Origin of the sequence: Subtercola lobariae (assembly GCF_014640255.1) — a bacterium.
In the GTDB taxonomy this organism is placed as follows: Bacteria; Actinomycetota; Actinomycetes; order Actinomycetales; family Microbacteriaceae; genus Subtercola; species Subtercola lobariae.
Window position 1 is genome coordinate 664,546 of record NZ_BMGP01000001.1, and the last position, 23,480, is coordinate 688,025.

Below are 23,480 nucleotides of genomic sequence, written 5' to 3' on the forward strand. Positions count from 1 at the left end.
TCCCTACGGCTGGCGTCTCGGCCAGCTACGCCGAAAGTACGCCGCGCGGGGATCCGGCCCTGGGTTCAGCTGGCGGGATCCCTCCTCGGCTTGGCCTGCGATCCAAGTGATTGCTTCGCTTGGAAGGTATGCGTCGGTGTCGTCGGGATAGCGCATCCAGTAGTCGCTATCTGAAGCTGGCCCCCCGACTTTTTCAATCTCGCCGAGCGAGTACTGCGCCAAGGGTGAAAACGTCGCGTCAATGAGCCGAGACCGAATCGCCCGATTCACGAGCGGCCACCATTCTTGAATCGTCAGTGGCTCGCTAGGTTTCGATTCGCGGTGACCCAGCGACTCACCTGTTCGTTGGTTCCACAGCTTCGCCAGCTCGTCTCCGGGTGAAGCCGAACCAAGTGCCGTACCAGCTTCCACATAATGGAGTCGGGCCGTCGGCAGCCAACTTTCGCGGAGGCTCGGCATGTAGTCGGCGAGAAAGTCCCGAAACGCACGCTGCTGATGCCGTCCTCCATCCTCTGGAAACAGCGGCGGCTTCATGACCCCGAATCCACCGCCGGGCTCACGCCCCGTGAGCGCGACCGATCGAGCAAGCCACCCCTGAGAATCGAATGCGACCTCAAATTCGCCGTAGAACGAGAGAGTCTGAGCGCGAGCGCCCGTGAAGTGTTGAATCTCGTCGAATTCGAAAACGCGCTTGGTGCCGTCTGAATATGTCAGCACCATGTCGAGCCGGCGGTGTTCACGCGGCGGCGCAACGTCGGGAAGCACAAGACCAGTCAGCTCTCCGTAGACTGCCGAGGCGAGCGGCCAGCCGTCCCCAAGCTCGTACTTGCCTGGGCGCCGCATCCATTCCGGCGCAACCTCAACCTCAATCTGAACCTGTTCCGAAAACAGCTCGATGAACTGCTCGGTCACGCGCTCTTGAAATTTTGGCACCCGTAGCCCCTCACTCCACTCCTATGTCAGTCGAGACTACTGAGCTAACAGTTTTGTGCGGCGAGCGGTCAGGATCAACCATCTGCCGCCGGCCCGATCGACAGCCGCTTGATCTCTTGAACAGCCCAGTCTTCGCCGTCTACAGCCTGCGGCGCCGTCACGACCTTGTCGAACATTCGAATCAGCGGCCCCAAGTCCAGCTCGTCTGATCCAGCTCGTGCCGCAGCGTGGTTCTCCTCGCCGTGCACCGGCCGCCAATCCAACTGCCATCCCGCCCGCAACGAGATTCGGTTCCAGAACACCCGCTGTGTGCGACCGTTGCCTTCTCGAAAGGGATGAATGTAATTGATCTTCTCGTAATGAAACGCCAGCCGCTCAACGAACTCGTCTCGGGCAAGCCCCGTCAGAAAGCGCTCCTGAGCAAGCTCAGCAAAACAGATAGCGGCCGCGTTCTCGATAAAGCCCCACGGCATGAAGAAGTCGGCACCGGGTACATCCTTGCGAACATCTACAGTCCGAACCTGCCCGGCCCAGTCGTACACGTCTTGAAACAGCCGAAAATGGATCTGCTTCAACTCGCCGAGATCGTTTGTCGCACCGACAGGAAAATTGACCAGCTGCAATGCTCTGGCGAACGAAAGATCTGCTTCTACGCGCGTCAGCTCCGACCCAGACGTTACCCCGAGGCGGTTGCGAAGAACGCTCGACCCGGGGATTAGATACGGATCAACGAACTCAGGAGAGGCCATACCTGGCACGAACCCGCTCGACGAGTTCATTCGAATCGATCTCGCCCGCAACGTAAGAATCGGCGTCGGCGAGGGTCTCCTTCGAAACCGTCAGGCCCTCGATTTCGGCGCTGTGACGTGCCTCTTCCACCTGCAGCGCACGCGACTCGGCAATCGTCATCACAGCCTCCGTTCCTCAAACCAATGGTACTGAATCGAGCCGACATTCACGGTTGGCCCCGGTGGCAAACCACGGCGTAGCAATCGCGCGCACTGTTGCTGAGCAAGTGGATGCCCGGCAGCTCGACCTCGTCTCATCGCCTCACCCGCAGAAACTTCGCAACCCCGCGCCGCAGGTCGAGCCCCACGCTCTCCGCCCGCACCGACACCATCGCCGAGTCGCGCCCATCGTCAACCGGATACAACCGATGCACGCGCAGTTCCCCCTCAACGACCACATAGTCACCTTCAACCAGACTGTCGAGAACGTTAGACGCCAGCTCCCCGTCACAAACAACATCGCACCACGGCACAACCTGAGCCTTCCGCTGCCCCTTCTTCCCCGGCGCAGTCTGCTCGTTCTCAACCACACAACCGAGGCGAATGGATGCTCGGGGCTGTGCCGTTCGAAACGCTCCGTTTGCTCCCATGACGGAACCGAATGCTCGGCGCGGGTATCGCCTCGGGTAATTCGACCTCAGGATGGCTCTTCCGCCAGATTGTGCCAAGCGACAGCTGTCCGTGCATTTTAGGTTGCTGACCGTGCGTAAGTCACCGCGATATGGTTCACGAGAGCCGAAAGGGGAATTCGATGGCCAGGATTCAAAAGTTCATTTGGGGCGACAGAGATGTCAAAGCACCGCAGACAGAAGTCGACGGATACGTCCAGGCGGTGACCGGGCCGGACGGGGCCGTTTATCTCTACCTCTACAACTATGCTCAAGGCGGCCCGAAGGCCGGTTCCACTCCGACGCAATCTCTATGCCGAGGCCGCCGCAGCCTTCAAAGTGATCCTCGAAGAGACGTTCGGGCCGCTCTAGGCGACTGGAGCCTGAGCCACCCGCAGAAAACTTCGTAACCCCGCGCCGCAGGTCGAGCCCGACGCGCTCCGCCCGCATCGATACCGTCGCCGAGTCGCGCCCACGACCAACCCTATAAAATCGATGCGCCCGCAGTTCACCCTCGACGACTACGTAGTCGCCTTCAACGAGATTGTCGAGAATGTCAAACGCCGGCTCTGTCACACGCAACGTCGCAACATGGCACGATCTGAGCCTTTCGCCTCTAGCTATTGCACGGCTCAGTCTGCTCATTCACCACAAACCCGAGCACAATGGATGCTCGGCAGAGGCTCGGGCGCTGACGATGACTATGACCGCGCAGCCCGGCACGCCCTACGACTGAGGTTTTGTCTTAGCCGTCAGCGCTGACACCTTCGGCCGGCCGACCCAAGGGGAATTCTGTTCTCGCTTACCGACGTGTCCGAGATCTTGAAAGCATCGTGTCCGACTGAATCGAGGGGTACGGCTGTGGCTGCGGATGCGGGAGCGATCTTACGACCTTGCTGTACCTCCTCCAGAAGCCTGCGAGTGCCGTCTTCGATCCGTCTGGCATACTCGAGCTATGCACCCTGAAACACCGATCCTGAGCCTTTTCTCGGGCGTTGGTGGATTCGAACTCGGCTTCCGGAAGGCCGGTTTCAGCGGCGAGATTCATGCGTATGAGAACTGGGGTGCTGCTCGCGCGGTCCTTGAACATCGGCTACCGAACTCCGTACTTCATGAAGACGTCCGCGGCATTCCAAACGACCTGCACAACGCCGAGATCGTGTTCGGGGGGTTCCCGTGCACTGACCTGTCGCAGGCTGGAAGGCAGGCGGGGATCCAAGGGTCGGCGTCCGGACTGATCCTTGGCGTACTGGAAGCCGTTCAAAGAGCTCGTCCCGAATGGGTCTTGCTCGAGAATGTGCCCAACATGCTCTGGCTCAAGCAGGGCAACGCCATGGAAGTGATCACGGGTGCACTTTCAACGGCCGGTTACAAGTGGGCGTATCGCATGCTCGATGCTCAGCATTTCGGCGTTGCGCAACGGCGCAAGAGGGTCTTCATCCTCGCGAGCCTTCATCAGGATCCTTCGCGCGTGCTCTTTCGTGATCTCAACGTTCTAGGGCGTTCAACAGGGCCAGTCAGCAAAGCACGTGCCGAAGCCAATGGCTTCTACTGGACGGAAGGTAACCGTGGCGTCGGATGGGGAGCGGGAGTGGTCCCGACGATAAAGGGCTCCACGACCGCCGGCATCCCAAGTTCGCCGGCCGTGTGGATCCCTCGGGCCGAACCCGAACTCAGGTTTAGGACGCCCTCGATCGAGTCTCTCGAGATGCTCCAAGGATTCAGAGCAGGCTGGACCAGTGCCGCTCCGACTCGGGATCGATGGAAGCTCGTCGGCAACGCGGTCGCGGTTCCGGTCGTCCGCTGGATTGCCGACGGGCTGCGCGCCTACGACAGGCTGAGCCCTGTTGGAATCGACTCGCGGCTGTCTAAATCCAGTGGATGGGACTGGGCCGGTGTCTCCGCCGGATCCGGTAAGGCCACGGGCAAGATACCGACTCACTTGAATACGGGTTCCCTTCCGAGACGTCATTCGCTTGCCCGCCTCCTTCAGACGAGAGGCTCCCACGCGCTATCTGCGGGGGCGGCGCGGGGATTCGCGGGACGTCTTGGGCGGAGTCGTCTTACCTATGACCGGGACTTTATGAACGACCTGATGGAATACTCGCGGGCGTAGATGTCCGCTCTATCGTGTAGACAGCTAATATGAGGATGATTTCGCATTGCCAGGGGAGCTAATGACGATTGAGTTGACAGGGCGCGTCGAGACGAGAACGACGGAGGTTCCTGAAGTCGGCCAGCTCGCCAGCGCGCGAGGGGCCAAGTGGATCGTCACAGACGTCTCACAGCAAGCGCTCCGGCGCTCGAGCGCCGATGACGGCACCGCAGAACTTCAGCACGCGGTGTCACTGCAGTCCATCGAGGAAGAGCACTACGGCCGCGAGCTCACGGTGGTCTGGGAGCTCGAACCCGGCCGAGTCGTCATCCTCGGGCAGGGCCTCCCCATCACTATCGATCCGGCTCGCATTGACGACCCCACCACTTTCGCCGCGTACGTCGACGCCCTGCGATGGGGTGCGCTGACGTCCGCTGACGCACGTACGCTGCAGGCACCCTTTCGAAGCAGCGCGACGGTAGAGGCCTATCAGCTCGAGCCGCTTCGCCGTGCGCTCGACGCGCCTCGAGCAAGCTTGCTACTCGCCGATGACGTCGGTCTGGGAAAGACAGTCGAGGCGGGCCTGGTGGTTCAGGAGCTACTGCTGCGCCACCGCGCACGCTCGGTGATCGTTGTGTGCCCCGCCGGCTTGGTAATCAAGTGGAAAGAGGAAATGTCCGAGAAATTCGGGCTGACGTTCGAGATAATCAACTCGAACACGATGCGCGACTTCCGACGCCGGTTCGGCGTGCACGCCAACCCTTTCGTCGTATTCCCTCGCGTCATTGTCTCGATGTCCTGGTTGCCGTCCCCGCGAGCCGAGCGCTTGCTGCGCGATGTGTACGCGCGTGCTGACGACAAGCGCGTCGCCGACCGCTACGCCTTCGACGTCGTTATCATCGATGAGGCGCACCACGTAGCACCCTCAGCTCCTTCGCGTGGCGGTACCGACTCGAACCGATACGCGGTCGACAGCCAGAGAACGGTTGCTGTTCGTGAACTCGCCCGGCGCTGCGAGCACCGACTCTTCCTGAGCGCTACTCCGCATAACGGCTACACCGAGTCATTCACGGCTCTCATGGAGATGGTCGACCCACAGCGCTTTGCCCGAGGCGCCGACCTCGACCCACAGGCGCTGGCCCAAGTGGCGGTGCGGCGGCTGAAGAAGGACCTTCCCGACGAAGGGTTCCAGCTTCGAGAAGTACATGCGATGTTCTTTCAGCCAAGCGCTGATGAATCCGAAGCCTATGACCGGCTCATCGCCTTCGCGACGCGGCGCAACAAGGCCGTGAAGGCAGACAAGGGCAAGCGTGCCGCTGACCTTGCGACGCTGATCCTGAAGAAACGGTTCTTCTCCTCGCCGACCGCATTCGCCGCAACAGCGGAGACCTACCTCGCCACACGTCTGCGCGGCGACGATGACGTGGACATGCCCGACTACGACGAAGTGCTGGGCGAGGAGGCCTCCGATGAAGAAGAAGGCCGCATCGAACAGCCAGAACTCGAGGCGCTCCGCAGCGCCAAACGTGCACAGGTGCCGTTGACGGCGAAGGATGTCACCGATCTCGAGTGGCTCATCGACTGGGGATCGCGGTATGCGTCCTTGCCGGACACGAAGCTGCATGCGCTCATCGACCAGATCCGAGCGCAGCTGCTCACGCCCGACGGAACCTGGCTCAACGAGCGTCTCGTCATCTTCACCGAGTACGTCGCCACGCTGCATTGGATCCGCGACGTCCTCAACGCCTTCGACCTCGGAGGCGACCGGCTCGCCGTGATCGAGGGGGCGACCGACGCCGACGAGCGCGAGCTCATCCGCGTGCGCTTCACCGAGGACCCGTCGAAAGACCCGGTGCGTGTTCTGCTGGCCACGGATGCCGCAGGCGAGGGCATCGACCTGCAGACCCACTGCCACAGACTCGTCAGCTTTGACATCCCTTTCAACCCGAACCGGCTCGAGCAGCGTATCGGCCGCATCGACCGATACGGGCAGACCGAGCGCCCGCAGATCTACCATCCCGACCCTGAGGACAAGTCGGCCGGGGCTTCGAATTACGCACGAGACACTGATTACCTCGCGCGCGTCGCTCGCAAGATTTCGCGGGTGCAGGAAGACCTCGGTTCGGCGGGCGACATCATCGACCCCGATATTCAACGGAATCTGGGGTACGGCAACATGCCGAGCCGTCCGAAGCCGGTCAGGGGATCGGGCGAACAGATCATCAATACAGTACTGAAGGGCGAGCATAACCTCGGGCGCGAGCTCACAACGCTCGCCGACCGGCTCGACGGATCCCGCGATCGCCTTCACTTGCATGGCCGCAACCTGCGCCGCGTACTCGAGGCTGGGCTGCGCGTCTCCGGCCAGCCCGGCCTGATCGAAGTCGTCGACGACGAGGAACAGGCTGACCTCTACGCGCTGCCTAGCGGCCTCGACCGCACGTGGACGCCGGGTCTCGAGGGACTGCGCACTCGATTGCATCCTGAGGTCACGCGCCCCATCACATTCGAGGGCGAAGACGCGAAGGGTCGAACCGACATCGTATACGCGCATCTCGGGCACCCGCTCATCCAGCGTGCCGCGCGAGAACTGCGTGGCCAGGTATGGACCCGCTCGAACCACATCCACGGTGTGAGTGCTGTCGTGATCGACGGACTGGAGCAGTCTTTCGTCGCCGGAGTAGTACGTCTTGTCGTCGTCGGCGATGGTGGCACCCGTCTCCATGAGGAAGTGTTCCTAGCCGGTACCCGACTCAGGCGTCGCCAGGAGATTGGGGTCGACAGAGCCGAAGAGCTTCTGGCCAGCGCGCTCGACGCCGAGCGGCTTGCAGCGCCAAGTCCTGCCGTTCTGGCCGGGCTCGCCGACCTCTGGAACGAGGATGACGCGGCGGACGGAGGTATCCGCCAGCGAGTCGCTGACGCAGTCGAGTCCCGCGCAGTGAAACTCCAAGCTGCGATTGGGCAGGATTTGGATAAGCGCAAGATCGCCGACCTCGGCCGAGTCGACGAAGTGTTCGCTCGATTCCGACAAACGCTCGCTAATACCCTCGAAAACGCCGAATCGCGCAAACTTGAGCTCAAGCAGATGCTCTTCCACGAGGAACAACAGCAGCGCGAGAAAGACCTCGCGAACATCCGTCGCCGGCTTGATGCGCTGACCGAGGAGCAGCGCGACGAACGCGAGGCGGTCTCCCGTCGGTACGCCAACCTGCAACCGCACACATTCGTTGCCGCGGTGGTTTTCGCCCTGAGCCCGGCAGATGCCGAGAAACTGGGGGAGAACAGTGGCAACTAAGGATCCGTGGGAATGGCTCTCCCTCGTCGACATCGACGGGCCGTTCCTCTCCAAGTCGGCGTTGAAGTCCGTATTCCCGTCGGGGCTCGACCGGCCGTTCAACGCAATCGACGACGTCAACAGCACGTTCGTGTACGAGCACACCCTCTGGGCCAAGGCCTGGACTGATCGACACGGTCGAACGGATGTCTCCGGCGGGCTCGGCTGGCGCGACCGCTGGGTCACGGCGGTGCTTCGCGACCTGCTGCAGTGGGGCGAGCACCTCGTCGAGAACCCCGACCCCACACTCGTCGCAAGCTCGCCGGACGGCGACGTGACGGTGCGCCCGTGGGCCGCACTCGACGTCGGCAATGGTCCTGCAGCGCTCGTCGTGGTCGTCGATCCGACGGAGGATCTCCACCGGATCGGTTCCGACGGCTGGGCCGCGGACTCGATCGACCGCACTGCCGCCCTGCTGCGCGAAACCGGAATCACCGCCGGCCTCGTCACGGACGGACGTTGGTGGGGGATCGTCTCAGCGGTTAGCGGCGTCATCACCGCGAGCGGCGTGTTCGACTCGCTAATCTGGAGGGGGGAGCGGGGCAGCCGCGATGCTTTTTTTGCTCTTGTTGGCCTGGTCTCGCTCGCTGGCGGAGCCTCGGAGAAACGGCTCCCGATGCTGTTCGAGGCGAGCGTCGCCAGCGCCGAGGCGATCACCGAGGCCCTGGGTGACCAGGTTCGTCGCGCTGTCGAGCTCGTTTTGCAGGCCATGTCGGAATCACATCTGCGTGCCCTCGCGAACGGTGAGGATTCCCCGCTGCCCGGGGACTCCAAGGAGGTGTACGAGGCTGCCGTGTCCGTGCTGATGCGTGTCGTGTTCCTACTGTTCGCCGAGGAACGCGGGCTCCTGCCGCAGCATCAGATGTACCGCGACTCCTACGCCATCGCCGGTGTCCGCGTCGACCTAGAACGCGAGGCGCAGAACGACACCGAAGAGGCTCTCGACCACACGTGGGAGACCTGGCATCGCCTGCTCGCCGCGAGCACCGCCATCTACTCGGGCGCCACCTTCGAGGACACCCGCATGCCGGCCTACGGCGGCTCGATGTTCGACCCCACACGCTTCCCCTGGCTCCGCTCGACCAACGCGCAAGGATTGCTCACTGTGCGCGTCTCCGACCGGGTCATGCTCAAGGTACTCCAGGCCGTACAGATCGCCCACGTCGGCGGTGAGGCCCGCCAGCTTTCATTTCGCGACCTCGACGTCGAACAGATCGGCTACGTCTACGAAGGCTTGCTCGGCTACTCCGCCGAGTACACCACTGATGTCGTCGTCGGCCTGCATGGCAAGAGCGGCTACGAACCCGAGATCGCGCTCACCGAACTGAACGAACTCGTCGGCGCCGCTACCAGCGGCGCCGACTTCGCAAAGAAGCTCACCGACCACCTCAGCAAGTCCCAGGCCAATGCGAAGCCAGCGACAGCACGTCAGATCGCCAAAGCGTTCGAAGCCGACGAGGCGACGAATGTCGCGGACGCCCGCACTCGCCTACGGTACGTGCTACTCGGCCGCACCGACATCGTCGACCAGCTCGCCCCGCTCCATGCGCTGATCCGCAACGATTTGCGCGACTTCCCTTACGTCGTGCCCGCAGGCGGCCTGGTGATGACGGAATCCGCGCAACGCGCCAACACAGGCACCCACTACACCCCGCGCTCGCTCGCGGAGGAAGTGGTGCTACACGCGCTCGAACCGCTCGTGTATTCGCCAGGCCCCCTCGACACCGAGAATCAGGACGATTGGGTGCTGAAGAGCTCCACCGAGATCCTCAACCTCAAAGTGGCTGACATCGCCGCCGGGTCGGGAGCCTTCCTCGTCGCTGCCGCACGATACCTGGCCGGGCGGGTCATTGAGGCCAGATCGAAGGAGGGCCTGACGATCGATGAGAATGAGGATGTCAAAAGGTGGGCGATCCGCGAAGTCGTCGCCCGGTGTCTCTATGGTGCGGACATCAATGGCATGGCCGTTGAGATGTGCAAACTGTCGCTCTGGCTCGTCTCGATGGACCCAGGCAAGCCCTTCTCGTTCGTCGATGACCGTGTCTTCCACGGCAACTCGCTGCTCGGCGTCACGGCCGAACGGCAGCTCCGCTCGCAGCATATTGACCCTGGGCGCAGCCGCCTCTTACCGTCAAAACTCTTGCAGCTCGATGTCGACAGCGATTTGGAGAAGGCGGCGCAGCTGCGCCGGGAACTTTCCAGTGGGCAAGTTGACAACGCCGACCGGATGCGGTCCACACGCGCCAAGCGAAAGCTCTTGGAGGAGTCGCGCGGGGTCACCGCAAAACTCCGCGACATTGCCGACGGCATCATCGCGGCCGGATTGCTGGAGGGTGGCCACCCCGGGCGTGCCCTTGAGGCCCGATACAACGAGCTCGCTGACGCGCTCTTTGCCGCGCACCCCCCGAACCGCGGCGACAGTGATCGCAATCAGCTCGATGCGATCCTCAATGCCGGACTTACACCGGAGGTTGAGGTCGGAGCGAGGCGTTGGAGACCTTTACATTGGATCATCGAAACGCCTGACGTTCTCATCGATCGTGGCGGTTTTGACGCCATAATCGGAAACCCGCCATTTCTCGGCGGAAAAAGAGTGTCGGGAGCTGTGGGAAGCAATGTGCGCGAGTGGCTCGTGAACCAAGTTGCCCACGGCAGGAAGGGAAATGCCGATCTAGCTGCGAGTTTCTTCTTGCGGGCCAGTCAATTGCTAAGACCGGATACAGGAGTTCTGGGTCTCATCGGTACGAATACAATCGCTCAAGGGGAGACGCGGGTTGTGGGCCTGCTGCCCATATCGACGAGAATGCGTATTGTTCGCAGCGTTCGGAGCGCCCCTTGGCCGTCGAGATCTGCCAGCCTGAGTTATGCAGCGGTGTGGTGTTCGATGCGCTCTCCGAGCGAAGGTGTGTTCTGCGTCGCGGACGGCGTTAGAGTTCCGAAGATTTCCTCCTTTCTTGAGGCGGAGGGCCGCGTTCGCGGCGAACCACGACGCCTCCATGAGAACGCTCGGCTTGTATTTCAGGGCTCGATCGTAGTTGGGCGTGGGTTTGTGCTGACGGAGCCAGAGAGGGATTCGATGTTTGAGGCATTCGATCGCTCAAGATTGAGCGAAGTGGTAGTGCCTTACCTGACGGGCGAGGATCTCAATTCTCGTCCCGACTCATCCGCAAGTCGGTTTGTCGTGAACTTCCGTGACTTGACCCTTGATGCTGCTCAGCTATACGGCCCAGCGTTTGAACGTGTGCGTAGTCTGGTGAGGCCGGAACGTCAGCGGCTCAACAGTGCCGGCAAATATGTCTTGCGCAAACCACTGCCGGAAAAATGGTGGCAGTTCGCCGAGAAGTCCAACGGTCTCTACTCGCGGATCAGGGGTCAAAGCCACGTGATTGCTATGTCCTTTGTGAGCAAAGCTGTTGTCCCGATGCGAATTCCGAATCGTGGCGTATTCAGTCACAAGCTTGCCGTCTTTGTTGATGACTCTTACGAGAATCTGGGTCTCCTATCCTCTTCCGTCCATCAACTTTGGGCTATTTCTCTGTCCTCGACGCTTGAAGATCGAGTCAGCTACTCGCCTTCTGATTCATTTTAAACTCTGCCACGGCCAAACGCGTCCACCGAACTCAGCCTCTGCGGTGAAGTGCTCGATCGCGAGCGAAGGGAGATCATGTTCCGTCGCCAGCTTGGAATCACAGCTCTTTATAACCTCGTAAATGACCCGACGGTCGCCAGTGATCCCGACGTCAACCAAGTCCGTAAACTTCATCGCGACATCGACGTATCGATGATGCAGGCTTACGGATGGACTGACATCGCGCTCGAACATGGCTTCCACGTCTATCGACAGATGGAGCGATTCACCGTGAGCCCGGATGCGCGTGTTGAAATCTTGGATCGACTACTTGAGGAGAACCACCGCCGTTCGGCGCTCGAGACCGGTGTAGGCGAAAAGCCGACGCCGTCATCTGAGCTTGCGCTGGATCCGGGGTCAACCCCGGAAGGAGCGATGTTCTAAGTGACAACCGAGATCACCTCCGGCACGACAGCGAGTTCTGCGAAGGTACGCGACGAGCTCATTAGCCTGCTCCAGCGCGATTTGATGGGCCCGTGGGGCGGCATGGACGAAACGATCAGCGGCACGCCGCGCGGCCGATACCTCGTTGGTGCGCTCGCGCCGGTGTCGATCGGCGACGACGACCCGGTGACGCTTCCGGTGCGCGAGCATCCACCCACTGTGGATGTCGAGAGCCCGGGCGACTTTCGCGACTCAGAGGGCACAGCGGTCGTAGACACAGCCGCGACGCGTGACGTCAAAGGCGTGCTTGAGGAAGCGGACGAGACGATTGCCGACGCAGGCGGCGCCGACACAGATGACGACCGCGGCCCCGAGTCCAAGCTAATCGCGCCCTCGTCCATGGGGCTGCGGTTCCAGGTCAGTCCTAAGGTAAACAGTCTCGTGTTCACGGCCCGCTGGGGGCAGTACGAGTCGCGTCGAACGACCGACGAAGACGGCTACACCAAGACCTACAACGACCGTATCGGTCATGCCGAGTCGCGAACGATCGACATCTCGGCTATCGAGCCGAGAACGACCCATACCGATGTGATCGTCGAGGGCCACGTCGCCATCTCGGTTGAGGTGTTCGAGCACGACGGCCTGCGCGTGATTGAAGCCGCGCTACAGAACACCAAGGTCACCGGCAAGGAGTTGCCACCACGTGTTTGGCTCTTCCAGACCGAGCTGGAGGTGAGCGCTCCCGACGGTGAGGCGGTGTTTCAGCCGACGCGCGATGCACTCGAGAACGCGCGCGACTTCGGCGACGCAGAGGTACTGCAGCTCGACCTGCTCTACCGCGACCGCCTCGAATTCGCCGTTGGCCGCACAGCCTCCGCCACGTGGACGCTGCCCGAACCGGACTCCCGCCGCGCCATAGCCGTGCGCACTACCTGGCTGCCGAGCGCAGACGTTCCACAGACGCTCGCGCCATCCATCGAAGGCGCTGAGATGAGCATGCGATTGCTGATGGACGCGGCACCCGAACAGCTCGACGAATACCTCACCCCATTGATCGACGGCTATAACGACTGGCTCGGCGAGCGGTGCGTCGACGCGCGCGCGCTTCCCGAGCACCTTCACGAAGTCGCCGAAAGCGGGGTCAAGGACGGAGAAGACGCACTGAAGCGTCTCCGTGAGGGACTCGCCCTCCTGACAGACACCGCCTCGGATGCTCCGAACAGCGCGCAGGCGCGGCAGGCTTTCGCGTTCATGAACCGCACCATGCGCGATCAGCGGATCCGCTCCCAGATTGCAGGACTCCGAGCGGCCGATCGGGCACTGACGGTGGCCGAGGCGACCGCGGCGATCGAGTCCAAGGGGGATATTGCTGCGTCCTGGCGCGCGTTCCAGCTCGCGTTCATCATGATGCAACTGCCATCGATCGTCGACCCGACGGTGCCGCGGCGGTCCGGTGACATGCCCCGGGCGGAGCTGCTGTTCTTCCCGACCGGCGGTGGCAAGACCGAGGCCTACCTCGGGCTCGCGGCCTTCACGTTCGGCATCCGCCGACTGCAGGGAGTGATCGAGACGCCAGGCGGAGTCATCGACGGCCGCGATGGGGTGGCCGTGCTGATGCGATACACCCTACGGCTGCTTACGTCACAGCAGTTCCTACGTGCGACCACGCTCATGTGCGCGGCTGAGATCGTGCGGCGTGAAGACCCAGCGACCTGGGGAGCTGAACCGTTCCGGATCGGACTCTGGGTCGGTTCGAGCGTGAGTCCGAAGCGGTTCGCCGAGGCCGAGCAGCAGGTCAAGGACGTGCGCAACGACGACGGCAAAACGGCATACGGGCTCACCGTGCTTCAATTCAGCAGTTGCCCCTGGTGCGGCACGCCGATCAACCCGAAGGCGGATGTCGTCGCTGTGAAGGCGACCCAGCGCATTCACGTCTACTGCGGAGATAAGCTCGGCGCCTGCCCGTTCTCCGCCGGCGGCACCGTCGCGGACGGCCTGCCGGTTCTCACCGTCGATGACGAGATCTATCGGAATCCGCCGACGTTTCTGCTCGCCACCGTCGACAAGTTCGCGCGGCTCGCTCGCGAAGGCGAGGCGGCGAGCCTTTTCGGGTACGTGTCGAAGCGGTGCGAACGGCACGGCTACAAGCATCCGGACACCGCCTCGACGGTGTGCAACGCGAACGATCACGCTTCAAAGTTGGAAGGCGGTCGAAATTACCCGAAAGCGTCGGTCAAGGCCGTCGATCGCCTTCGGCCGCCGGACCTTATCATTCAGGATGAGTTGCACCTCATCACCGGTGCCCTCGGGACGGCTGTTGGGCTGTTCGAAGCGGCCGTCGATACTCTCTCGACATGGGAGATCGGTGCTACTGACGATGCGGCGTTGGTGAAACCACTGGTCATCGCTTCGACAGCGACCGTCCGAAATGCCCGCGACCAGGTGCAGAAGCTCTACGCGCGGCGGGTGCAGATCTTCCCTCCGCAGGTACTCTCGGTCACCGATACCTTCTTCTCCGCGGAAGAGCCGATCACACCCGAAAAGCCTGGACGCCGCTACATCGGTGTGTGCGCCCATGGTGCGCGGCTCACCCTCGCTGAGATCCGGGTCAGCGAGATACTCCTCCTCGCTGGGCAGAAACTGTTCGACGAGCATGGCGAAGCGGCGGAGCCGTATGCCACCCTCGTCGACTACTTCTCTGCCACTCGCGAGCTTGCCGGCATGCGCCGATATCTTGAGGACGACATCGTCACCCGCACCAGCAACCCGGACAAGGACTCGGGCTACCCTCGCCGGGGTTCGAGCGGATTACGGATCGGTGAACTCACGTCCCGCATTTCGTCGTCGGACATCTCAGCGACGCTGACCAATCTCGCGGTGCCGTTCGATCCCGAAAGAGACACGACGCAAGCAAAGCAGCAATACGGGGCTCAAGCGGCTGCGGCCAAGGCGGCGGGAAAGAAGCTCAAGTCGCGAGACGCTTTCCCTTACGATGTCGTGCTCGCGACCTCCATGCTCCAGGTCGGCGTAGACGTGCCACGCCTGGGGCTGATGCTTGTGGTCGGCCAGCCAAAAAACACCGCAGAGTACATTCAAGCGTCGTCGCGTGTCGGTCGTGAAGCCTCTAAGCCCGGTCTCGTGGTGACACTCGCCAACCGCTCGCGACCACGAGACATGGCTCACTGCGAACAGTTCCAGCACTACCACGAGACGTTCTACGCGCACGTCGAGGCGCTCTCGGTGACGCCTTTCTCCGATGCGGCGCTCGAGCGCGGGTTGACGGGCTTATTGGTCTCTGCGGCGCGCGTCGCCGACGGGCGGAGCACCCCGTCGCTGTCATCGGAGACAGGGGCAGGCTCGATCGCGATCCGACGACCGTTCGTCGACACGCTGGTCGACCGGATCGTCAAGCGGATCGCGGTAGCGAGCCAGGATGATGATGTGGCCGAAGCCGCACGCGGCAAATTGATCCTTCGCCTCGACAAATGGACCGACGAGTCAGATAAATGGTCGGGTGCGCTCACTTACCAGAAGGACACCGTGGCCGGCGGTCAGATCGTCTCCCCCCTTCTCGTCAGCCCCGAGACCGTGGCACCCGACGAGAACAGCCGCCTGTTCCAAGTGGCGAATTCCATGCGCGAGGTACAGCCGGAAATCAATTTGCTAGTCACACCGTTCGTCGGAAAGCTTGCTGAACCCATTACGTCTGCGGCACCGAAATGGGTATTTGCGGAGAAGGAACCGAAATGACTGATGTGGTGGAACCAACCATCGTCGTGGAAGAGATCATCGCTGTCGCCGGTGTTGTTGCCGACCCATTCGGTGACCTCGATGACGTCCCATCGAAGAACAATAGTCGCGTCGGCTCTGTTCGCCCGAGCTCATTGCTCTATACCTCGGGGATCGGTGCAACTGTCGACATGCCACACATTGCGGTAATGCCCCAGGGCTTGGACTCATGGGAACTTGCCTACGCGAGGCAGGGCAGCCCCCAGTTGGTGCTGGTGGAACGATTGCTGACCGCGGTGCGCAGCCAGCTCGGCCATCAAGTGGATGAGCTGCGACAGCCACCAAGGGTTCCGGAGAAGGCCTACGAGACTGGTACGCCGATCGGCATCCCAACGCGGGTGTTCCCGCAGTGGCTGCGCTGCACGGGATGCGACCTGCTAGCACCCATCTCGGAATCGAAGAAATTCGAGTTCGTGAATAAAAGTAAGCACAGGCCTGATAAAGCTCAATTCGTGCACAAGGACTGCAAGGGGCGGCCCAAGAAGGGCCAGAGGCTCGGCTCGCTGGACGCACGCGCGCGGCTGGCGGTACCCGCGAGATACCTGATTGCATGCACCAACGGCCATCTCGACGAGTTCCCCTACGTGGAGTGGCTGCATCGAGCAGATGAGGGCGGTGGCGCCTGCTCAAAGGCACCCAAACCCGAGCTGAGGATGGTCGAGTGGCGATCGAACCTCGGTCCGCAGGTGACCATCAGATGTGCGGCGTGCGACGTAACCCGCAACATCGCGGAGCTGACGCGAGCCGGTGGTGAGAAGATGCTGCCGAAGTGCCGGGGGCGGCATCCGCACCTCCCGACATACGCGCCAGTGAACAAACCGTGTGAGGCGGAGGTTCGACTCATGCTTCTCGGGGCCGCGAACCAGTGGTTCCCAGCTTCAGTGAGCGTGCTCGTGCTGCCTGCCCGGAAGAACATCACGTCGGCGGACATCGCAGCGACGGTGAAAGGGCTGCCTGCCCCTACCTTCATCGACGTGCTGTCACTCGACGACTTGCTCGGGTGGCGCAAGTATGGGCCTAAGGAGGTCCGCGCGCTCTTTGATGGGATCCCCGACGAGGCTCTGTGGAAGGCAATTCTGATCGCTCGCGGGCAAGCCGTCGCCGGTGAGAACGCGGCACCGTTGCCCACGAGCTTCGACCCGATTAGCTTGTTGGAGCCTGAATGGGACACGCTCGTGCATCCCGAGGACTTCGAAAGGGAAGATCGCAAGGCCGGGTTCCGAGTGCGTCCGGTGGACGTGGCAGCGCCTCTCAAGCCCGTAACTTCTCATGTAGTAGCCGTTGAGCGCGTCAAGAAGGCAAATGCGTTCATAGGATTCACCCGAATCGACGCGCTCGACCGGGTGGGGGATGCGCCCAGCCGCATTGCGCCTCTGGTGCAGTCGGGTAAGCCGAAGTGGGTGCCGGCGACGGAAGACCGCGGCGAGGGAGTGTTTCTCAGGTTCGACGAGGATGTCGTCCGCACGTGGGAGGACGAGGTGATGAAAGCGAAGGTCTGGCAAGCCCACGTGGCGGCAAACGAGCGCAACGTAAAGCGTCGCCAGAGCCTGACCGCGGTAGAGCTGGTCGCAGCTGATCGGATGCCGCCGCCTCGCTATTGGGCGTTACACACGTTGTCGCACTTGCTGATCCGCGAGATGGCGATGTCGAGCGGATACGGGTCAGCCTCGCTCACGGAGCGCCTTTATGCGTGGCGTGAAACCGATGAGCGAAAGCCTGCAGCAGGAATCCTGATCGCCACAACCTCACCCGATAGCGAGGGCACGCTTGGTGGCTTGGTGGATCTTGCGCGAACCGAGAGGCTGGCAAGCGTGTTCCGAGACGCGCTGCGACGCGCTGAACGCTGCTCGTCTGACCCGATCTGCGCGCATAGAGTGCCGAGCGGCCAGGAAGATTTCTTGCATGGGGCGGCCTGTCACTTCTGCGTGTTCGTGTCGGAGACTTCGTGTGAGAAGGCGAACCGATTCCTCGACCGTCGCTTTGCTCTGACGCTTAACGCCGGACCCGAGCATGCGGTCGACGGCTTATTCCAGCCGGTGCTCACCGCGTTCGAGGCGTAACGGGAATGGATGTGCTTGTTCGGCTAGCACGAGCCCTCACACCCTCGCAGGCCACGGGCATCGCAGCTTCTCTTGAGATCGACGGGCGACTCGACTATGCAATCTCAGTGCTTCCACACGGATCGCACCAAGCAGTTGGGCTGTTGAGTGAGGCCCTTTCTTTCCTAGGCGATGCGGGATTGCTGGCTGCTGTGGTGCGCGGATTCGCCGCCGCCGCTGGAAAGGCTCCAGATCCTCCAAGAACCGTGTGGAGCGGGCCGACCTTCCCCGGCGACAGCGACCATACGACTGCCGCGGTCGCTCACCTTATCGATGAAGCAAATGAAGACGTATTCGCCTCGACGTTCTCAGCCACATTGGGCTCGCCTTTCGTCGAAGCGCTGTGGCGGGCGATCGCTCGAGGTGTCACAGTCACGGTTCTCGTTGAAGCTACGAAGATGAAGGACACTGTGACCGCGCTCCAGCAGGCGCTGACGGGAGCAAGCTTTCTTGCTTACGTAGCTCCGGACGGCAAGTATGGCATCCAGCATTCGAAGGTCGTGATCGTCGACTCCTCAATCGCATTGATAACGAGCGCTAACTTCAGCGATGCGGCCGCACATCGCAATCTCGAGGCGGGCGTGCTGATCCGGGATCTCGAATTCGCCTCCAAAGTTCGGCAGCGATTCACCTCGCTGCGGGCGAATGGGGCGTTGATCAAGCTCTAAAGCAGCCGAAACAGCGCCTCGTCGTCGGGTCAGGCTTTGGGTGGAGGCCTTCTGGCTCGCGCCGACCCTGCGGAGGACTTCAACGCGTAATCTGGTTAGCATGTCGTGGGCATCAAGCGAAGGTACTCGACGCTCGATGCTGGGGAACAAGGCTCGAAACACTAAACCCGAACTCGCCGTTCGCCGGGCCCTACATGCCGAGGGATTTCGATATCGCGTGGATATTAGGCCGAGCCTTGAACTCCGAGGTCGGGCAGACATCGTGTTCACGAAAAAGAAGCTGGCTGTCTACATCGATGGATGTTTTTGGCATGGATGCCCGATTCACGCCACGATACCGAAAAGGAACGCCGACTACTGGATACCGAAGCTCGAAAGGAACGTCGAGCGAGATCGTGAGACGACCTTCAAGTTGGAGTCGCTTGGATGGGTTGTGCTGAGGTTCTGGGAGCACGAGGACGTCTACGCGATCGTCCACGCCATCGGAATCAATTGGGCGAAGTTGTGAACCCGGTCTGCGCCGCGCGTGCATGATGGGCGGGATACGTATTCGTTTGTAGGCATGACTAGTCTCAGAACACCAGGCTCAGGGTGCGGCTGTTCCTGGACCGGCAAGGCGCGCAAACGAGTCGAGCATGATTACCGCTTGCACAACATGATTGACAATATCGGAGGGGAATAGGCCGTCGACTAGTTCGCATAGGTCTTCGCAGAGACAGTCAGTGAGGGATTCAACTTCATCGAAAGTTGGTGGAGCGATTCGGTCGCTCGGGTGGACGGTCATCGGATCCTTCTCTCAGTCGGCACTAAACCCAGTATAGTGACTAAAACTCAGTTGGTATAGTGGCGATATGACTGAATGCTTAGAAGAGCTCGCCAAGGTCGTTGGAGAGTTGCTCAGCATCACAGAACAGCGTGACTCGCTGATGCGACACCGCGACGAGCTCATTCGTGCGGCTTTGGATAGCGGCGCGACGTGGGTGCAGGTCCAAAGTGTTACTGGGCTTAGCCCGAGAGGTCTGTCACTCGCGATAAACCGTCAGCCGAAAAATTCTGACTAGAGACTTGCATCGATCGCCGTAACTGCCGGGTCGAAAGTAACTCATCGTGATTTGTCCCGCGCATGCTTCTTGCGCAGCGGATCGGGGCGGATCCGGAACAAATCGTGCGCGACAAGCTGGCCATCACGCGTGAGAAGTGTCCCGTCGAGAAGTCTCGAGGGCGAAGCGCGAAGTATGACGCCCTTTGACATCACGTCGTTTGGGCTGACGAGCGAAGAGATCACCGCGTGGGCACCGCTTGACTGGCGTTACAAGAACTGGCCCGTAGTTTATGTGCTCGACAACGCCAATGCCGTGAAGGGGCAGCCGAGCATCCGGAACCAGAGTGTCAGCGACGTGTATGTCGGCGAATCGCTGAACGCTGCGGCGCGGATGCGTCAGCATCTCGACTCTGATGCGAAGAAGCACCTGACGACGGTGAGGGTGATCATCGATGAGACGTTCAACAAGTCGGTGTGTCTTGATTTGGAGTCGTACCTGATCCGGATGCTCGCGGGCGATGGCGTGTATCAGGTGCTCAATCGGAATGATGGCATCACCGAGTCCGAGTACTACGAGCGGGAGCGGTACCGGGAGAGTTTCGAGCAGGTTTTTGAGCAGCTGAAGAACGATGGTGTGTTCATTCGGAGCATTCCTGAGATCGAGAACAGTGACCTGTTCAAGCTGTCGCCGTTTAAGGCTTTGACGCAGGATCAGGCGGTCGCGGTCGAGGGGATACTCGAGGGGCTGTTCGCCGATCTGGAGTCGTCGGCGACGAGTACGTCGGTGATTCAGGGGGAGCCGGGCACGGGCAAGACGGTGATTGCGATCTACCTGCTGAAGTTGCTGGTCGATATTCAGGCGGCTCCGCCGGCGGAGGAGTTCGACAGCGATTCGTTGTTCGCCGAGTTCTTCGTCGGGGGATACCCGGAGCTGCTGGCGGGGCTCTCGTTCGGGCTGGTGGTGCCACACGGTCGATTCGAAGTTGCAGGCACCAGCGTTTCGGCCGTCGATCCCTCGCGACAGTTTGCCGAAACACTGCTGCAATAGGATTCAGGCATGTTTACCGCCAACAACCTAGCCGAGCGGTTCTCGGAAGCAGTCCTGAGGCGAGACGCGGCACTTTTTATCGGGTCGGGGTTTTCGCGACCGTCTGGTGGGCCTTCATGGAGTGACCTATTCAGTGGCTTTGCGACTGACCTAGGAATCACACTTCGACCCGACGATGATCTGCCACAATTGGCGCAATTTGTCGTGAACTCTAACCTCGGAAATCGAGGGCCCCTAGTATCCGCAATTCGCGATCTGACAACAGCGACGTCCGGTCCTAACGCCTTACATCGCGCGATCGCAAGAACAGCGATCAGCACGATCTGGACGACAAATTACGACACGCTGCTCGAAGAAACCTATGGAGCTAGAGTAGGTGCCGTTCGAATCGAAGACTCAGATCTTGCGACTTTCCGAAACTCGGATTCGCGGGTTGAGATCACAAAGATTCACGGCTGCCGAGAGCGGAGCGCGCCTGGCGGTTTGGTGATTACAACTTCAGATTACGACGAACTCGACATTCGACGCCCCGCACTGGTTCAAAAACTACGTCATGACCTGATGCATCGAACCTTCCTCTTCCTCGGCTACAGCTACTCTGACCCGGACATCCGAACTGTCATGGTTCAGGCGAGCCGTTTGGCGGGCGGCGATACGCGCGAACACTTCATGGTCTCCAAGAAGGAAACAAGAAGTCCGGATCTTCAACGACGACAAGAACTTTGGATAGACGACTTACGTCGCGTTGGGATTAGATGCGCGCTCGTCGATGAATATGACGATCTAGAAGCACTCCTTTCAAAAGTGGTGGCAATGTCGAGAGGTCGCACGATCTTCCCGACCGGAAGCCATATCGAGCATTCGGCGTTCGGCGCTTCGTTGGGCGATGCGATTGCACGAACTTTGCCGAAAGTCATAATTTTGGACGGTCAGTCTCAGGGCGTTTCGCGAAGCGTCATCAATGGATTCAGCGTTTCGGCCCTGAACGAGCGATTGGATCTCCTCACGAGTACGCGACTCTATCCAAACCCGTATGCGTACGACGGCAACCTTTCCGGTGATGCAACATTGCTTCCGGTGCTAATTGCTTGGAGAGATCAGCTCCTTCGCGATTGCAGAGTTCTGCTCGCATTCGATGGGGGCATGGGCACCGCTGCAGAGGTCGAAGCTGCCATTAATATGGGATGCACAGTCGTTCCTGTGCCACTTCAAGAGGACGGCAGCGCAAGGCTTCTACTCACCGATCCGCGAGTCACGAGTGTCCTTCAATCGCTCGCCCCGGTGTATCTCGCCATCGTACAGGCCCGGAAGCCAACCGTAGATGAACTAACGGCGTGCATATCAGAAGTTCTCGAAAATTGAAAGGCACTTACCTCACAACACCTTCCTCCGAGCTTGTTGCTGTGGGACCGGGCCATTCAACACGCGTAATGGCGCTGATCGGAAATAACAGTCGAGGATCTCACAGCATTCAACTCGCCAAGCTTGACGCTTTGAGCGCAATGCGACGTGGCCCGGAGGTTGTCGCCGATCTCTCCATTACTCGGAATACACCAGAGCTTCTTCCCGAAATCATCTCGAGAGGGTTTGTAGCTTCCGCTCTCCCCATCTATGCCGTGCGGAAGCGCGACGGCCGAATAGATGACCAGGAGCTTTTGGATAGATGTCGGACACTCATCGAACTAGGTGCCAGAGTGCTCACCATTCATCCCACGGCCACGCCCCGCTTGATCGGCCTCGCGCAGAAGAGGATGGTTCCGTGGACATCGCGAGGTGGCGGCATTGTGATCAGAGACCTCATTTCAGGAGCGGGCACAGATAACGCGTATCAGCGAATAATGCCCGCCTTGGCCTCGATGGCGAAAGCAAAGGATGTCGTTCTAAGTATCGGAGCAAGCTTTCGATCCGCGAACATCTTCGACTCTTTCGACCAAACGCAGCAGGAGGAAATTCGAAGCCAGATCACTCTGGCGGACGGCCTCGTTGCAGAGGGGGTTATGGTAATCATTGAATCGCCCGGACACGCGGCTCCTAGGTCAATCCAGGAACTATCGAAGGTGCTCGCTGAGACTGGTCATCCAATCATGCCATTGGGACCAATTCCCACCGACACTGCAATCGGTCAAGATCACATAAGCGCCGCGATCGGTTCAGCGCTCATGGGCCTGGCCAACGCTGCTCACATGCTGGCTGCTGTTACAAGAGAAGAACACACAGGGGGAGTGCCTTCCGTTGAATCGACGGTAGAGGCCGTTGAGGCAGCTCGCGTTTCAGCCCACGTGATCGACCTAGGTTTGTTGCTCGCAACGGAAGACGACTTGGAAGTTGCTTCAGCACGAGCAGCCGCAAAAACCTGCGTCGTCGATAGGGGAAAAGCGGGCTGCTCACGCTGCGCCGACGCCTGCCCATTGATAGTTGACCCCAGGAATCTCTGACTGACGTCGGATCTATTCCGTCGGGCCGAGGTTCCAAATTTCAACGTGGCCGTTTCGACGTCTCGTGCGTATCTGAGTTTTGGATACAGAGTGCGGAGAAGGACTGCTCTGTGGCTTACAGCGTCGCGACGGGCATATTCCAAGGCTGCTGCAGGGATGCGCCAGCATCTCGACTCTGATGCGAAGAAGCACCTGACGACGGTGAGGGTGATCATCGATGAGACGTTCAACAAGTCGGTGTGTCTTGATTTGGAGTCGCATCTGATCCGGATGCTCGCGGGCGATGGCGTGTATCAGGTGCTCAATCGGAATGATGGCATCACCGAGTCGGAGTACTACGAGCGGGATCGGTACCGGGAGAGTTTCGAGCAGGTTTTTGAACAGCTGAAGAGCGATGGGGTGTTCGTCCGGAGCATCCCTGAGATTGAGAACAGTGACCTGTTCAAATTGTCGCCGTTCAAGGCTTTGACTCAGGATCAGGCTGTCGCGGTCGAGGGGATACTCGAGGGGCTGTTCGCCGATCTGGAGTCGACGGCGACGAGTATGTCGGTGATCAGCGGGAGCCGGGCACGGGCAAGACGGTGATGTAACCGGTCTGCATGTTCACTCGGTCTTGAGCGATCGGTCGC

16 protein-coding genes are annotated in these 23,480 nt (G+C 60.8%); 12 read left to right on the top strand and 4 right to left on the bottom strand.

What is annotated here, in order from left to right:
- Window positions 1-3: 3 nt before the first annotated feature.
- From IEX24_RS03165 to IEX24_RS03180, 4 genes are all read right to left on the bottom strand, one after another.
- A complete protein-coding gene (locus IEX24_RS03165) occupies window positions 4-933 on the bottom strand; it encodes a hypothetical protein (RefSeq protein WP_188673501.1) in 930 nt (309 codons plus the stop codon).
- A gap of 74 nt (window positions 934-1,007) precedes the next feature.
- Window positions 1,008-1,556: a Fic/DOC family protein gene (locus IEX24_RS03170; protein WP_229715053.1), complete on the bottom strand. Its 549-nt coding sequence runs from the start codon at window positions 1,554-1,556 to the stop codon at window positions 1,008-1,010.
- 112 nt (window positions 1,557-1,668) lie between these two features.
- Complete coding sequence (locus IEX24_RS03175; RefSeq protein ID WP_188673517.1) at window positions 1,669-1,842, bottom strand: antitoxin VbhA family protein; 174 nt, start codon at window positions 1,840-1,842, stop codon at window positions 1,669-1,671.
- 133 nt (window positions 1,843-1,975) lie between these two features.
- A complete protein-coding gene (locus IEX24_RS03180; protein WP_188673527.1) occupies window positions 1,976-2,251 on the bottom strand; it encodes a single-stranded DNA-binding protein in 276 nt (91 codons plus the stop codon).
- A gap of 1,033 nt (window positions 2,252-3,284) precedes the next feature.
- Here IEX24_RS03180 and IEX24_RS03185 point away from each other — a divergent pair.
- The 12 genes from IEX24_RS03185 to IEX24_RS03240 all read left to right on the top strand — a co-directional run bounded on the left by IEX24_RS03185 (window position 3,285) and on the right by IEX24_RS03240 (window position 23,436).
- The gene (locus IEX24_RS03185) at window positions 3,285-4,445 is read left to right on the top strand and encodes a DNA cytosine methyltransferase (RefSeq protein ID WP_188673530.1); all 1,161 of its coding nucleotides are present in this window, start codon (window positions 3,285-3,287) and stop codon (window positions 4,443-4,445) included.
- A 61-nt stretch (window positions 4,446-4,506) separates the two neighbouring features.
- Complete coding sequence (drmD, locus tag IEX24_RS03190; RefSeq protein WP_188673533.1) at window positions 4,507-7,719, top strand: DISARM system SNF2-like helicase DrmD; 3,213 nt, start codon at window positions 4,507-4,509, stop codon at window positions 7,717-7,719.
- Entirely contained in the window at window positions 7,709-11,347 is a 3,639-nt protein-coding gene (locus tag IEX24_RS03195) for an Eco57I restriction-modification methylase domain-containing protein (protein ID WP_229715054.1), read from the top strand. Before drmD ends, IEX24_RS03195 begins: the two co-directional genes overlap by 11 nt.
- Before the next feature lie 48 nt (window positions 11,348-11,395).
- Window positions 11,396-11,770 carry a hypothetical protein gene (locus IEX24_RS19430; protein WP_229715055.1) on the top strand — a complete coding sequence of 125 codons (375 nt, stop codon included), beginning with the start codon at window positions 11,396-11,398 and terminating at the stop codon, window positions 11,768-11,770.
- Window positions 11,771-15,520, top strand: coding sequence for a DISARM system helicase DrmA (gene drmA / locus IEX24_RS03200; protein WP_188673536.1), 3,750 nt, complete (start codon window positions 11,771-11,773; stop codon window positions 15,518-15,520).
- A complete protein-coding gene (drmB, locus tag IEX24_RS03205) occupies window positions 15,517-17,619 on the top strand; it encodes an MrfA Zn-binding domain-containing protein (protein ID WP_188673539.1) in 2,103 nt (700 codons plus the stop codon). The genes drmA and drmB overlap by 4 nt, the downstream gene beginning before the upstream one ends.
- A 5-nt stretch (window positions 17,620-17,624) precedes the next feature.
- Complete coding sequence (gene drmC / locus IEX24_RS03210; protein ID WP_188673542.1) at window positions 17,625-18,326, top strand: DISARM system phospholipase D-like protein DrmC; 702 nt, start codon at window positions 17,625-17,627, stop codon at window positions 18,324-18,326.
- Between the two features lie 100 nt (window positions 18,327-18,426).
- The gene (locus IEX24_RS03215) at window positions 18,427-18,834 is read left to right on the top strand and encodes a very short patch repair endonuclease (RefSeq protein ID WP_188673545.1); all 408 of its coding nucleotides are present in this window, start codon (window positions 18,427-18,429) and stop codon (window positions 18,832-18,834) included.
- A 622-nt stretch (window positions 18,835-19,456) separates the two neighbouring features.
- The gene (locus tag IEX24_RS03225; RefSeq protein WP_307821377.1) at window positions 19,457-20,416 is read left to right on the top strand and encodes a GIY-YIG nuclease family protein; all 960 of its coding nucleotides are present in this window, start codon (window positions 19,457-19,459) and stop codon (window positions 20,414-20,416) included.
- 9 nt (window positions 20,417-20,425) lie between these two features.
- The gene (locus IEX24_RS03230) at window positions 20,426-21,778 is read left to right on the top strand and encodes an SIR2 family protein (RefSeq protein WP_188673555.1); all 1,353 of its coding nucleotides are present in this window, start codon (window positions 20,426-20,428) and stop codon (window positions 21,776-21,778) included.
- Window positions 21,751-22,851, top strand: a complete 1,101-nt coding sequence (locus IEX24_RS03235) for a phosphomethylpyrimidine synthase ThiC (protein WP_268236219.1) — start codon at window positions 21,751-21,753, stop codon at window positions 22,849-22,851. Before IEX24_RS03230 ends, IEX24_RS03235 begins: the two co-directional genes overlap by 28 nt.
- A 156-nt stretch (window positions 22,852-23,007) precedes the next feature.
- On the top strand, window positions 23,008-23,436 hold the full coding sequence (locus IEX24_RS03240; protein WP_188673569.1) for a GIY-YIG nuclease family protein: 429 nt from the start codon (window positions 23,008-23,010) through the stop codon (window positions 23,434-23,436).
- The last annotated feature ends 44 nt before the right edge of the window (window positions 23,437-23,480 follow it).

Excerpts from the sequence above, each read along its gene's own strand:
- IEX24_RS03215 (WP_188673545.1), top strand. The coding sequence starts at position 18,427 with ATGTCGTGGGCATCAAGCGAAGGTACTCGACGCTCGATGCTGGGGAAC.
- drmB (WP_188673539.1), top strand. The coding sequence starts at position 15,517 with ATGACTGATGTGGTGGAACCAACCATCGTCGTGGAAGAGATCATCGCT.
- drmD (WP_188673533.1), top strand. The coding sequence starts at position 4,507 with ATGACGATTGAGTTGACAGGGCGCGTCGAGACGAGAACGACGGAGGTT.
- IEX24_RS03175 (WP_188673517.1), bottom strand. The coding sequence starts at position 1,842 with ATGACGATTGCCGAGTCGCGTGCGCTGCAGGTGGAAGAGGCACGTCAC.
- IEX24_RS03185 (WP_188673530.1), top strand. The coding sequence starts at position 3,285 with ATGCACCCTGAAACACCGATCCTGAGCCTTTTCTCGGGCGTTGGTGGA.
- drmC (WP_188673542.1), top strand. The coding sequence starts at position 17,625 with ATGGATGTGCTTGTTCGGCTAGCACGAGCCCTCACACCCTCGCAGGCC.
- IEX24_RS03230 (WP_188673555.1), top strand. The coding sequence starts at position 20,426 with ATGTTTACCGCCAACAACCTAGCCGAGCGGTTCTCGGAAGCAGTCCTG.
- IEX24_RS03240 (WP_188673569.1), top strand. The coding sequence starts at position 23,008 with ATGCGCCAGCATCTCGACTCTGATGCGAAGAAGCACCTGACGACGGTG.